Origin of the sequence: Cohnella rhizosphaerae, assembly GCF_029525575.1 — a bacterium.
Taxonomy (GTDB): Bacteria; Bacillota; Bacilli; order Paenibacillales; family Paenibacillaceae; genus Cohnella; species Cohnella rhizosphaerae.
The window spans coordinates 445270-458355 of record NZ_JAPDIA010000003.1; the positions used below are offsets into that span (position 1 = coordinate 445270).

Here is a 13086-nt window from a genome sequence, read left to right on the forward strand (position 1 = left end):
GTCAAAAAAAGATGCATATACGCGATGCCGCGCCGCAAGAGCGCGCTATGATCCGGTCTCAGCGGCTGGAGGCCTATCGGGAGCACGCGCAGTCCGTTCCGGATGGCCATTGGCAGGCGCTGGCACAGGCGATAGACTCAGAAGCGGACGCCCAGCCCGGCGCGGAACTGATCGTGGCCGAGTCGGAAGGACAAATCGCCGGCAGCGTCGTCCTGTTTCCCGCGAATACGGATGCCTATGACGGCCATGCCGACAAGCAGGACTACCCGGAGATCCGCATGCTGGCGGTATCTCCGGCGCATCGCGGCAAGGGCGTGGCTTCCGCGCTGATCGCCGAATGCGTGCGACGCGCCCGCGCGTCCGGCAGCCGGGCAGTCGGCCTGCATACCGGAGAGTTCATGAAGGATGCGCGCCAACTGTACGAGAAGCTGGGCTTCGAGCGGCTGCCGCAATACGATTTTTACCCCGCGGACGATGGCATCAAGGTGTTGGCGTTCAGACTGAATCTTTAACGAGGCGGGAAAATTCCCGAGATGTTGATGACGTAGCTGACGCCCGCCGGCGCGTAGTCTTGCAGATCCGGCAGCGCGAACGTCGTTTTCCCGTCCCCGCCGTACTGGTTGCCGATCAGCGCAAAAAGCGGCGTATTTTGCGCGATCGGCAGCAGCGAGCCGTCGCATACGTGGGTGCCGGCCGGGGCGAAGTTGCCCGCGAACAGCCACACTTCTCCAATGTAGCCGGCGGAGCTGCCGCCTTCGCCTGCCGACCCGTCGGCGATGAACGGGTCGCCGAACTTCGGGCCTGCCGCGCCGGGGGTCCCGGGCGGCCCTTGAGGACCCTGCGGTCCGGTTGCGCCTTCAGGGCCTGTATCGCCTTTCGCGCCTTGCGGACCTACCGCGCCTGCGGGTCCCGTATCGCCCTTCGGCCCTTGCGGCCCGGTCGCGCCAGCGTCTCCGGCGTCGCCTTTTACGCCTTGCGGTCCCTGCGGTCCGGCTGGACCGGCAGCGCCTGTATCGCCTTTGACGCCTTGCGGTCCCGCCGCCCCGGTCGGTCCGCCAACGCCGGTGTCGCCCTTCGCGCCTTGCGGTCCCGTCGCCCCGGTCGGTCCGGTCGTCCCAGCCGCGCCCGCGGGCCCGGTCGCGCCTGTATCGCCCTTCGCTCCCATCGGGCCCGCCGGTCCGGCGGCGCCGCGCTCGCCCTTATCCCCCTTGGGGCCGACCACGTTCCAGGAGATCGCCTTCTCCGTCTTTTTGCACGACGCGCCCTTCGCAACGAGACGAATTTGCCCGTCACCTTTGGCGCAGGCGTAAATCGTGCTCGTCTGTTTGTTCGCGGTCGCGGCCGTGGCCGCGTAGACGCTCGCGCCGGAGAGCAGCGCAATCAAGAGACCCGCTACGATCAAGATGGCCTTTTTGCTTACATACACCGATATCCCCCCCCATAATCCGTGCGGTGGCCGTTTTCTTAGAATCTATGGACGGCTTTGGCCATCTATGCTTCGACCCCCTTTGAAAATATACGTGTCACAAACGCCGCCCCCCGATCGTCATGTTGGCATCAGACCGGAGAGGATGGATCAAGCATGACGGAAAAAGGCGATCGAAAGGAATGGGACGTCGTCATCATCGGAGGGGGGCATCGCCGGATTGACGGCCTCGATCTACTTGGCCAAGGCGGGCAGGCGCGTGGTTGTGCTCGACAAAGGCGCGAGCCTCGGCGGCCGCGCGATGTCGAACGAGATCGCGGATTCGCGCGTCAACATGGGGGGGCCATGCGCTGTACAAAAGCGCGCTGCCGATCTTGCGCGAGGTCGGCGTCGAACCGGCGGGAGGCATGCCCAAGACGTCGGGCGCGTTGGTGTTCAAGCAAGCGGACGGCCGGAACAAGGCGCTTCCGCTTGGGCAGCTCTTGCTCGGCTCTTTCCTCAAGTGGCACGAGAAGACCCAGCTTCTCCGATTCTACGCGAAGCTCCGCAAGATCGATACCGCCGCGCTGCAGAAGGTCAGCCTGCAGACGTACCTGGAATCCGAACTTGGCAGCCCGCGCGTACGCAGCGCCGTGCTGGCGCTCGTGCGCGTGGCAACGTATTGCAATGCCCCGCATCTGCTGAGCGCCGGCGCCGTCGTCGAACAGCTGGGCCAGGCCCAGGTCATGTACGTGGACGGCGGCTGGCAGTCCATCGTGAACCGGCTCGCGGAGCAAGCGCAGCGGGCAGGCGCGACCCTTATCGCGCGCTCGCCCGTGCGGGAGATCTGCGGCAGCGCTCCCGACATGACGGTCGCGCTCAAGGACGGGACGCTGCTGTCGGCGCGTCACGTAATCTCGACTGCCGGCCCTGCGGAGACGCTCGGCCTGCTGAACCCCGCGCCGACGCCCGCGGAAGCCGCGCTGTACGAACGATTGACGCCGGTGCGGGCGGCCTGTCTGGATCTCGTCGTGTCCGGCATGCCGCAGCCGAAGACCCGGTTCGTGCTCGGCGCCGACGAACCCTGGTATTTTTCCAACCATTCGTCCGTATCCGCGCTCTCCGATCATCCCGGGCGCGAAGTCGTGCACGTCATGAAGTATTTGCCCGTATCGAAGGAATCGGATGCCGCGCAGGACGAACGGGAGCTGGAAGGCTTCCTCGACCTGATCCAGCCGGGCTGGCGCTCGCATGTCGTGCAGCGCCGCTTCCTGCCGCGCATGCTCGTCTCGCATGCCGTCGTCGAAGCGAGCAGCGGCGGATTCGAAGGCAGACCCGGGCCGGCCGTCGAAGGCAGGCCGGGACTTTACGTTGCCGGGGACTGGGTCGGCGCTTCGGGCATGCTGCTGAACGCCTCTTTGGCGAGCGCGCGGGAGGCCGCCCAATGTATAATTGCGGGTAAGGACACAGTCAAGGAAGGGATGCATCGTGGAGCTTGATGCCGCGTACCGGACATACAGACCGCTGCTTCTATCCCTGGCGTATCGCATGCTGGGCTCGGTCTCGCAGGCCGAGGACCTCGTGCAGGATGCGTTCGTCACGGTTCAGCAGCAGGATACGGATGGCCGCGGAGGACCGATTCTTAATTTAAAGGCTTATTTGTGCAAAATCGTTACGAACCGCTGTCTCGACCATTTGAAGTCCGCGCGGCGCAAAAGGGAGGTTTATGTCGGGCCTTGGCTGCCCGAACCGCTCGTGGAGGATTACGCGGCAGGCCAAGACTCCGCCGGGGGACGCGACCCGCTCCAGACGATCGTGCTGCAGGATACGATATCCTACGCCTTCCTCGTCTTGCTCGACCGGCTCACGCCGATCGAGCGCGCGGTGTTCGTTCTCCGCGAAGCCTTCGAGTACGACTACCGCGATATCGCGGACTTCACGGGCAAGACGGAGATCGGATGCCGCAAAATTTACAGCCGGCTCAAGCGAAAGATCCAGGAAGAGCCGATCTCCGAACCGGTCCCCAGCGACAAGAGCGAGCAGCTCGTGCTGGGTTTTCTCCACGCGACGGCTTCGGGCGACATGAAAGGGCTTCTGGCGATGCTCGCGGAAGATATCGTCCTGTACAGCGACGGCGGGGGCAAAGTTCTGTCCGCAATCAGGCCGATTACGTCGAGCCAACGCGTCCTGGCGTTCATTCAGGGACTGGTATCGAAGGGCGGCGGTCTGGGCGAGGTGCGGCTTGTGAAAATCAACGGGCAGCTCGGCTTCTGGCTGACCAGCCCGCTTGAGCCGTATCCGACGCTCGTCAGTCTGGCGTTCAAGGGCGACCGCGTCCAGGAGGTATATTTGCTTCGCAATCCGGATAAGCTGCGTCATTTGGGCTTGGGATAAGACGAATTCTCGCAAAAAGCAGGCGTGTCCGCGGGCGAAGACGGGTCCGGCCGCCGAATTCCGAGCCATACGCGAAAGAGGGGCTGCCCTCAAGTCTCACCGACGACTTGGGGCAGCCCCTATCCGTTTGTCGTGTCCGCCATCGCGAAAAAGTACGCGACAGGCCGTGCTGCACTAGAGCAGCTTGCGCAAGTCCGCGACCGATACCTCGACCTGCGGCGCGAACGCGTCGGAACGGGCATAGCGGGCGAGACTGGTCAGGAACTGCCTGCCCTCCGGCGTGTCCGCGGCTTGCGCGGCATCGAGCGCGCAGACGAGCAGGCTGCCGTTCAGAACGCGGCATTCGAACAGGAAGCCCAGGTTGTGGTTGCGTTCGATGTTGTCGATGGTCCGTACGATCGGCTCCAGATCAGCCGGGAGATCATCGAGGATGAAGGCGCGCGAATGCTGGACCAGGCTCCACCAGGGATAGGTCGAATGCGTTTCGCTCGGAAAGTCCGCGAGCGCCGGGTGCTCCCGATCGATGAGCAGGCCGTGGGTGCCGACCGGCAGCGGCCTGTTCATGCTCTCGGAGATCGAGCGGAACATCGGGTAGCACCAGAAGTCGGTGCAGTACGTGCCTTCGATGCTCCGTTTCGCGGTTTCCGGTTTCGCCAGCAGCAGCACCCGTTCTCCTTGCTCCAGCAAGCGCAGCGTATCGTCGGACAGCGAATGCGCGATGTGAACGCCTGCTGCCGCCGGCTCCCACGCCGGCTTGCGCGGATAGAGCCACAGGTCGTACGTCTTGCGAATGTCCGTCCCGGCAAGTTCGAGGCTGAAGACGACCTTGGTCATCGCTTGCACGTCGGGCAGCTCGAAGCTGAGATCGGCGATGTCGATGTATGCTTCGCCGGCCTGCGCAGTCGCGTCGGCCCTGCCGTCAGCGAGCACGCGGTCTCCGTCGGTGATGGCCCAGCGGAGCCGAATAGAGCCAAGCGGCGCCTGCCGATAGTACGCAAGCTCTACATGCGCGTCGAATCGCTCGCCGGCGGCATAGTTGAACTTGTCGAACCGCGCGAGCAGCACGGCGTCGGAGCAGTAGGAACGCCACTCTTCCGGCGTCACGAGCCCCTTGCTGTCCATGAAGGCGTCGAGAATGCCGACGAGCGCCGTGCCCTGGCCGCTGAAGTCCTGCAGGTCGAGCAGTTGGAAGCCGGCGAGCCGCCGCGAGCGGAACGCGGCTTCCAGCTCTTCCTTGTAGCAGGCCACGGCCAACCGTCCCGAAGCCTCGAAGTATCGGTCGGCCAGCTCACCCAGCCCTTTAGCCTCCAGACGCTCCCGGAACGTCTCCAGATTGCGCGCCTTCAGCGAACCCGTATACTTGGCGATCTCCTCGTAGCGCGGATACATCGCGTACTGCCCGATCTCGTGCGAGACGACGGGGATCTTCGGCACGAGCGTTTCGCCCGGGGCATCCGCCTGCACGGTCTTGGTGCCCGTGCCGAACTGGATCTGGATGGCGCTTTCGCCCGCACCTGCGCCAGCGCCCGAACTCGCGCCCTGAGCCGCATCCACGCCTTCGCCGCCCGCGTCTGCGTCCGGCCGCCCGCCGCGCGCCGGCGGCACGATCTGCGCGTCGTAGTCCTTGCGCGTGCCGGGCCGGTCCGTCTGGACGTGGCCGAGCGGCGCGTCGCACATCGCGTACGAGCCGCGGAACAGGCGGTCCCGCGCGAACCGGACGCCGACGTAGAAGTCGTCGTTCGGCAGGATGACGGGCGCGAACTGAAAGTTGTTGCAGCCCTGCGCGTACAGATGGCGGTCGTCATGCGCTTTGTAGGCTGCCAGGATCGCGTCCAGCCGGGACTTGCTCCCCCCAGAGCTCGTTGCCGAGCGACATCATGACGAACGACGGATGATTGCCGTAGGCGTCCAGCATGGCGAACCCTTCGCGGATGAGGTAATCCTGCTGCGTCCGGTCGTGATTCGCGTCGCCTTCCTCGGTGACGGTGCCCCAGAACGGCAGCTCCGGCTCCATGAAAATGCCGAGCTGGTCGGCGGCCTCGAAAGCGGCTTCCGGCGGACAGCACGTATGGAAGCGGTAATGGTTGATGCCGTAGGACTTGGCGATGCCCAATATACGCAGCCATTCGTCGACGGAGGTCGGCGCGAAGCCGGTCAGCGGGAAGATGAGGCCGTCGTGCTTGCCCCGCAGGAACGTGCGGGCCCCGTTGATCGCGAACTTGTCCCCGTCGGCCTTAAACTCGCGCAGCCCCGCGACGATCTCGCGCGCGTCCAGCGTCTCGCCGCTCGCGCCCAGCAGCCGGACGTCGAAACGGTAAAGATGCGGCTCCGCGTCGCTCCACAGCCGGGCGTCCTCGCCGAGGCCGTACCGGACGGAAGCCGAGAAGGTCGAGGAGACGTTTTCGCCGCCGTTGCCATCCCTATCGCCAATGCCGCCGCCCACGTCCAAGTCGTACATCCGCTCCGCAGCGGCATGCTTGTGCCCGTTAAATCCGGACGCCGAGACCGCAAGCCGCCGCGCTCCGAAGCCGGCCCAATCCGCGCGCACGACGAACGAACGGTCCGCGACGCTCGGGTAAACCTGCACGCCCAGCAGATGCGTCGCTGCCGCGAACCGCAGCTCGATCCGGCCGGTGATCCCGTTCCAGTTGGTCTGCGTGTCCGGCGACGTCAGATGGCCGCCCTTGGTCGGATAGTCCGTGTTGTCGACGCGGATCGTCAGCGTATGCCTGCCCGGCCCAAGCAGGCCGGTCAGCTCGTACAAGTGCGGCGTGCCCAGGCTGTCGCGCGCGCCCGCCTCCCGGCCGTCGATCCACACGGTCGTCATCCGCGTCCGTTCGAGGTAAAGGAAGACCGAGCAGTCCGCCGCCGCCTCGGGCACTTCCACCTCCCGCGAGAACCAGGCCCAGCCCTCGAACTTGTATTCGTCCGTCAGATGACCGGCCTCGACCGCTTCGTTCCGCGGGCCCTTTCTGGCGTGCGAGGTCGTGCCGGGGAGCCGCATCGTATCCCCGAACGGCAGCCGCAGCCCGCTTTTCCCCGCATCCAGTTGAACGTTCCATGACCCGGACAGGTCGATTGTCGTTAACAAGCGATCACCTTCTGCTCGATTATTTGGCATAGTCGCGATATTCCTGGGGCGTCTGGCCCACGACCTTTTTTGAATAAATACGTGAAGTAAGCCGCGGTCTGGAAGCCGACCTGCGCGGCGACCTCGTAGATCTTGACGTTCGGGTCCCGCAGCAGCTCCTTGGCCCGGGTCATGCGCGCGTCCTGGACGTAGTCCGAGATCGTGCGGCCCGTCTCCTTCTTGAACAGGACGCTCAGGTAGCTCGCGTTCAGATGGAACTGCTCCGCCAGCTGCTTGACCGTCATCGCGTCCTGCAGGTGGGCCGCAATGTAGTCCGCGATTCTGCGGATCAGATTGTGCTGCGGCGCGGCGTCCTCCCGTTTGATCGACCGGCTGAACCGCGCCATGTAGTCGAGCACGGCCTCCCGCACTTCGCCGGCGCCGGTGCAGTCGATCAGCCGCTGCCAGACGAGGATGTTGGCGTTGTCCGCGCCGTCCTCTTTGCCGGAGCCGATCTTCGCCAGCTCGCTGATGATCCCCATGCCGAACGCCTGCACGTACGAAAAGGACACGGGCTCTCGGGCCAGCAGCCGCTCGAACGCCAGGTCGAACATGACGCGCGCCTGATCGTCTTCGCCGCGCTCCAGCAGCCGGATCATCTCCGGCACCTCTTCTTCCTTAAGCAGGTATTCGCGGTATTCCTCCGCCTCGGCCCGGTCGAAGTACAGAATGCGGCCCCCGCCGCCCAGACGCGCTTTGGCCAGCATATGCTTCGCTTCCTTGTACAGCGGCGGGACGTCCTCCCAGCCGTCGCCGTCCCGGCTGACGCCGATCGTGACCGAGGCGTCGTACTGCTCGCGGATGATCTCCTGCATGAACTGCAGCTGCTTCTCCATGCCGGCCCGGTCGAGCGGCTTCGCGTTCAGGTGAACGACCGCCGTCTCGCTCGCGCCCGTCTTGCCGACATACGTTCCTTCCCAGCCGGACAGCCCGATCTTAACGGCCTTCCACAGGCCGTCCGCGAGCAGAATCCGCCGCCGGGCATCGGCAGGCGCCCCTCGTTCCTGGCGATCGTACGCGAAGAGGAACAGCCGAAGGTGGCGCACCTCGCCGGGCAGGTCCAACAGACGTCGCCAGGAATCCATCAGCTCCGCATCCTCGGAGCGGCCTTCGATCAGATCGTTCACGAACCGGTCCTGCAGCACGTCGAGGCTGCCCGTGAGCTTGTCCTGGAGCGCCCGGGTCTCGCGCTCGATCTGCTCGCGCTTCTCGATCGCCGCGCGGAAGGCAGCCAGCTTCTCCTCGATCTCCTCCGTGCGGATCGGCTTGAGCACGTACGCTTTGGCGCCCAGGTGAATGGCCTCCTGCACGAATTCGAACTCGTCGAAGCCGCTGATCATCAGCGTGTGGAGCGACTGGAGCTTCGGATAGTCCGCCCTGCATTTCGCGAGCAGCTCGATCCCGGTCATGCCGGGCATCGAGACGTCCGTGATCAGCACGTCGACGTCCATGTCGCCCAGAAGCTCCAGCGCCTCCTCGCCGGATTCGGCCGTCAGCGGCGGCGCGTAGCCGAGCCGCTCCCAGCCGACGTGGCGGACGAGTCCCTGGATATGCAGCGGTTCGTCGTCCACGATCAATGCCTGTATCATCATCCTTCACCTCGCTTCAATTCGGGCCGTTCCTCGCAGACGGGAATCAGGATCGTGACGGACGTTCCCGCGTCGGGGGGCGCTGTCGATGTCGAGCAGGCCTTCGTCGCCGAAGTAAAGGCGCAGGCGCTCCCGTATGTTGTTCATCCCGAAGCCGTTGTTCGTGCCTTCATAGTCGCCGGCACGCACTCGCGCCAGCACGTCTGCCGTCATGCCCTTCCCGTTGTCCTGGACGAGGAAACGCACGGATCGCTCCTCGCGGCGGACGGCGATGCGAATGAGCGCGCCCGGACGCTTCGTAATGTCGCCGTGCAGGTAGCCATTTTCGACGATCGGCTGCAGCAGCAGCTTGATCGTATACAGGTCGAGCGTATCCTCGTCGATCTCCCAAACCACCCGGACGCGTTCCGGATAGCGCAGCTGCTGAATTTCCAGATACGCCTTGAGATGTCCGACTTCGTCGCGGATGCGCGTCACGTTCACGCGGTTGTTAAGCGCCAGCCGGTAAAAGGTCGTCAGCGCGTCGATCGTCCGCAGCTGCGTCTCGTCCTGCAAATCCATCGCGCGCCAGCGGATCAGGCTCAGCGAGTTGTAGATAAAGTGAGGATTGATCTGCGCCTGCAGCGCCTTGAACGACTGCTCCCGCTCCTTGAGGTTCGCTTGCGTGTTTTCCTCGACCAGCCGGCCGAGCCGGCCCGACATCGAGTTGAACAGCACCTCCAGCTCGCCGAGCTCGTCGCGGTCCCTGTTCCGGACGGTGACCTCGAACACGCCCTGCGAGATGTCCGTCATGCGGCTGCCGAGCTTGCGGATGCGCCAGACGACGTTCTTGACGACGGCCGTGATCAGGAAGACGGACAGCAGCAGGAAGAAGGCGATGCCGACGCCGACCGCGTAGTAGATTCGCTTGGACTGCTTTTCCAACTGTTCGATATGCACGAGCGCGGCGACCGACCAGCCGCCGGCGATCCGCTGCACGATGAGCACCTTGCCTGCGATGGCGTCGTTCACCTGGTTGGCATGGCTCCAGTAGCGGCCCAGCGAGGAGGCGGAGAGATCCGCGCCGATCGCGGCGGTCTCGGAGGAGGCGATGATCCGCGCGTCCTGGTCGACGATATACAGGTCGCCCGCCCCGTTAAAGGGGTGATCGAGCGGCTCCGCGAACACGTCGTTATAATCGAGGAGCAGGTAGATCGCGCCGTGCGCGCGGCCGTAGCCGTCCATGATCTTGCGGGACACGACGAGCTTGCGCGCGTCGTCTTGGGCGTTGGTCCAGCTGAGGATGCCCGGATCGCCGATCGTCCGCTCGTACCAGTCGCGCTCGGGCATGCCGGCGAGCGTCCGGTCCTCGGGCTTCCACAGCAGCCCGCCGTCCTGCACCAGCGTGTCGTTCGTATGATAGATGCGGAAGTCCTCGATGCCGGGCAAGTATTTGGCGGTGAACAGGAAGGAGCGGTCCACGTACTTCACCGTCTCGAGCTGCTCCGCCATGTCCGCGTAATTCCGGGACAGCCGGGAGATCAGCTCGCCGTCCGTCGCCGTCCGCGTCGCGAGCAGATCGTAGGTCTGTTTGCGAAAATCGATGCTCTGCGCGGTCTGCCTGACCGCTTCCTTGATCGTGAGCAGGTAGTTGGACCGCACGTTGTGAAACGTCAGGTAGCCCGCGCCCAGCGCCAGCAGGACGGTCGGGATGAAGACGATCAATCCGTAGAGAAGGACGATCTTGCCCCGCATATTCATGGACCTGGTGGCCCGAATGATCGATCTCTCCAGCGATTGTCCGAACTTCATGCCGTTCCCCCGTTCCTCTGATCGCCTCGAGCCGTTACAAAGGCAAAGGGAGCAACCCCGGAAGGGCTGCTCCTGCTTCATTTAAAATTCGCCGTTCGCCGCGACGTCCGCTTTGTACGTCTCGAGCCATTCGGCCTTCATCTCGCTCCAGTGCGCGCGCTTCTCGAGCGCATCCTGGAACGCCTTCCAGGTCGACTCGAACTGCGCGTCGTCCTTGGACATGAGCAGCTTCGCGCGGTATTCCTTGCGTAGATTCTCGATCTCGGGCGCGTACTTCTCCCAGGTGCCGCCTTCCTTCGGCGTCAACAGGTCGTAATTGTGCGCCGCGCGCACACCGCCCATCTTGCCGACGGCCTCGGTGAACGCCGGCGTCTTGGCCGCGCCGGCTTTGTCGACCTCGCTGTTCCACCACGGATACCACTTATTGTTGTAAGAGGAGGTCATGTACAGCTCCGGCGTGACCTTGGCTTTGCGGGCGACGTCGCCCGAGTTGCGGTCGGCCTTATAATTATCGTCGATGTATTTCCACTTTCCAAGCGGTTGATCGATCCAGTCCCAATACAAGCCGGCAGGGCCTTCGTTGATGACCTGCTGCTGCTCCGGCTTCGGCGCCAGCGTATAATCGAAGAACTTCAGGATCGCGTCGAGGTTTTTCGTCTTTTTGCTGATGTAGACGTCATAGCCCGGGTACGGATTGACGACCTGGTTGGTGCCGACCTGATCGACGCCGGGAACCTTAGGGAACGGGATCACCTGGTAGTACCAGCCCGGTTCGGTCGGGCCGTCGAGCGTCTCCCACAGCGTCGTATCGATATTGAAGAAGCTGCCTACGTTAAGCGCGACGCGGCCGGACTTGTTTTTCTCCTTGTACCGTTCCTTCTTGTCCGTGACGACCTCGGGATCGATCAGCTTTTCCCGGTACAGCTTGTTCATCCACTGGTAGGCGGCCTTGTACTGCGGATCGTCGAACGTAAATACGAAGTCGTCGCCTTTCTTCGCGACGCCCTTGCCGGAAGTCGACACGCCGAAGGCGGTCAGAATGGCGTTCTCGTCGTTCCAGCCCGCCGTATCGTTCGTGTCCATCAGGAACGACATCGGGAGCAGCGCTTTGCCGGAGGCGTCCTTCTGCTCGGCGGCCTTCTTCAGGAACGTCTCGACGCCGTCCAGCGTGGACAGGTCTTCGAGCTTCATGCCGGCCTTCTCCACGACGTCCGTGCGCACCGTCCAGGCCAGCGAGGACCAGCCCGGCCACGGATCGCTCGGATTCTGGTCGAACCAGGCCGGGAGCGACCAGATGTGGCCGTCTTTGTCCTTCATCCGATCCAGATACTGCTTCGGGATGGAGGCGAGGCCCGGATATTGATCCGGCATGTCGAAGTACTGCTCGAGCGACATGATCTGGTTGGAGCGGCCCATCGCGCTCTTGACCGTATCGTTGCGGCTGAAGATCGCGGCGTCGTCGAAGCCGCCCGTATTGATATTGAGGTTCAGCGCCGTCAGCGCGTCGCCCTGGGTCGCTTCGAGCTTCACGTCGACGCCGGGCTCTTTTTCCCGCCAGTACTTCTGCACGAGGCTGTCGTTGTTGATCGTGGCCGTCCAGCCCAGCCACAGCTTGAACGCGAGCGGATCGCCCGAAGCCTGGCTGGCGGGTGCCGATGCGGATGACGTTGTCTGCGCGGATGACGTGCCCGCGGCTTCGGAGCCGGCGTTCGCATTGTTGTCGCCGTTGCCGGAGCAGCCTGCGAGCACGGCGAGCATGGCCGCCAGCGACAGCGCGACCGTTCCCTTGCCCTTCTTGATGGAGCGCATTCGATTTCCCCTATTCTGTGTGGTATTGGTATATGAACATCTTGCGTATACCCGACGGGAGATACAAGTCTAGCCTTTGACCGAACCGATGAGCACGCCCTTGACGAAGTACTTCTGCAGAAACGGATAGACGCACAGGATCGGCAGCGCGCTCACCATGACGACGGCCATCTTGATCGACATGAGCGTAATATTTTGCATCTCGGCGCTTCGGGCGAGCGCTTCCTGGTTCGAGTTGGAGCCGAGCACGGTCGACAGATCAGACGCCGACAGCAGCTGCTGCAGGAACGTCTGCACCGGGATGAGCGACTGGGAGGTCACGTAGAACGCGCCCGAGAACCAATCGTTCCAATGCCCGACCGCCGTGAACAGGCCCAGCGCGGCGAGCATCGGCTTGGACAGCGGTATGACGATCTGCAGCAGCGTCCGCAGCGGGCCGGCGCCGTCCAGCTCGGCGGACTCGATGAGCGCCTCCGGGATGCCCTGGATGAACTTCAGCATGACGAACATGTTCCAGGCCGAGAAGAGGCCGGGGAAAATGAACACCCAGAAGGTGTCGAGCAAGTGCAGGTTATTGAGCTGAATGTAGAGCGGGACGAGCCCGCCGTTGAACAGCATCGTGATCAGCACGTAGGCGAGAATCGTCGAACGAAGCGGAAGCTTCCTGTACGACAGGCCGTACGCCGCGAGCAGCGTGACGAACAGTCCGAGGACCGTGCCGAGCACCGTCCTGCCGATCGTGATCAGGTACGAGTGCCGGATAACCTCGTTGCCGAGCACGATCTCGTAGTTGATCGTCGTGAAGCTGCGCGGCCAGATGTAGACGCCGCCCCGGGCCGCGTCCGCGCCGTCGTTGAGCGAGATGGCCAGCATGTACAGGAACGGATATACGACGCTTAAGCACAATAATGCCAGAAGGGCGACGATGAAGCCGTAGGCAACTTTTTCCGCGGAATTCTTTTTCATCG

At 63.8% G+C, this 13086-nt stretch carries 10 protein-coding genes; 3 read left to right on the forward strand and 7 right to left on the reverse strand.

Translation table 11 applies throughout. The features are described 5' to 3' along the window. Positions 1 to 11 precede the first annotated feature (11 nt). A complete protein-coding gene (locus OMP40_RS07600) occupies positions 12 to 512 on the forward strand; it encodes a GNAT family N-acetyltransferase (protein WP_277530458.1) in 501 nt (166 codons plus the stop codon). Here OMP40_RS07600 and OMP40_RS07605 read toward each other — a convergent pair. Continuing rightward, the gene (locus tag OMP40_RS07605; RefSeq protein WP_277530460.1) at positions 509 to 1426 is read right to left on the reverse strand and encodes a tail fiber protein; all 918 of its coding nucleotides are present in this window, start codon (positions 1424 to 1426) and stop codon (positions 509 to 511) included. The genes OMP40_RS07600 and OMP40_RS07605 overlap by 4 nt on opposite strands. Before the next feature lie 350 nt (positions 1427 to 1776). Here OMP40_RS07605 and OMP40_RS07610 point away from each other — a divergent pair, with 350 nt between their 5' ends. Both OMP40_RS07610 and sigJ read left to right on the forward strand, forming a co-directional pair. Further along, positions 1777 to 2904 (forward strand): phytoene desaturase family protein, encoded by a 1128-nt coding sequence (locus OMP40_RS07610; RefSeq protein ID WP_420871951.1) that lies wholly within the window; start codon positions 1777 to 1779, stop codon positions 2902 to 2904. Next, complete coding sequence (gene sigJ, locus OMP40_RS07615; protein WP_277530464.1) at positions 2894 to 3799, forward strand: RNA polymerase sigma factor SigJ; 906 nt, start codon at positions 2894 to 2896, stop codon at positions 3797 to 3799. Before OMP40_RS07610 ends, sigJ begins: the two co-directional genes overlap by 11 nt. Positions 3800 to 3973: 174 nt before the next feature. Here sigJ and OMP40_RS07620 read toward each other — a convergent pair whose 3' ends face one another. The 6 genes from OMP40_RS07620 to OMP40_RS07645 all read right to left on the reverse strand — a co-directional run bounded on the left by OMP40_RS07620 (position 3974) and on the right by OMP40_RS07645 (position 13084). After that, complete coding sequence (locus OMP40_RS07620; RefSeq protein WP_277530466.1) at positions 3974 to 5476, reverse strand: hypothetical protein; 1503 nt, start codon at positions 5474 to 5476, stop codon at positions 3974 to 3976. A gap of 124 nt (positions 5477 to 5600) precedes the next feature. Then, positions 5601 to 6890, reverse strand: a complete 1290-nt coding sequence (locus tag OMP40_RS07625; protein WP_277530468.1) for a glycoside hydrolase family 2 protein — start codon at positions 6888 to 6890, stop codon at positions 5601 to 5603. Then, positions 6884 to 8521, reverse strand: coding sequence for a response regulator (locus tag OMP40_RS07630; RefSeq protein ID WP_277530469.1), 1638 nt, complete (start codon positions 8519 to 8521; stop codon positions 6884 to 6886). The genes OMP40_RS07625 and OMP40_RS07630 overlap by 7 nt, the downstream gene beginning before the upstream one ends. A 3-nt stretch (positions 8522 to 8524) precedes the next feature. Continuing rightward, positions 8525 to 10309: a cache domain-containing sensor histidine kinase gene (locus OMP40_RS07635; protein WP_277530471.1), complete on the reverse strand. Its 1785-nt coding sequence runs from the start codon at positions 10307 to 10309 to the stop codon at positions 8525 to 8527. Positions 10310 to 10390: 81 nt separating this feature from the next. Continuing rightward, complete coding sequence (locus OMP40_RS07640; protein WP_277530472.1) at positions 10391 to 12118, reverse strand: type 2 periplasmic-binding domain-containing protein; 1728 nt, start codon at positions 12116 to 12118, stop codon at positions 10391 to 10393. A gap of 69 nt (positions 12119 to 12187) precedes the next feature. Then, entirely contained in the window at positions 12188 to 13084 is an 897-nt protein-coding gene (locus OMP40_RS07645; protein WP_277530474.1) for a carbohydrate ABC transporter permease, read from the reverse strand. Positions 13085 to 13086: the final 2 nt, after the last annotated feature.

Bases quoted from the DNA above. Each gene is read 5' to 3' on its own strand.
- OMP40_RS07600 (WP_277530458.1), top strand. From the start codon at position 12: ATGCATATACGCGATGCCGCGCCGCAAGAGCGCGCTATGATCCGGTCT.
- OMP40_RS07620 (WP_277530466.1), bottom strand. From the start codon at position 5,476: ATGTGCGACGCGCCGCTCGGCCACGTCCAGACGGACCGGCCCGGCACG.
- OMP40_RS07630 (WP_277530469.1), bottom strand. From the start codon at position 8,521: ATGATGATACAGGCATTGATCGTGGACGACGAACCGCTGCATATCCAG.
- OMP40_RS07635 (WP_277530471.1), bottom strand. From the start codon at position 10,309: ATGAAGTTCGGACAATCGCTGGAGAGATCGATCATTCGGGCCACCAGG.
- OMP40_RS07640 (WP_277530472.1), bottom strand. From the start codon at position 12,118: ATGCGCTCCATCAAGAAGGGCAAGGGAACGGTCGCGCTGTCGCTGGCG.
- OMP40_RS07645 (WP_277530474.1), bottom strand. From the start codon at position 13,084: ATGAAAAAGAATTCCGCGGAAAAAGTTGCCTACGGCTTCATCGTCGCC.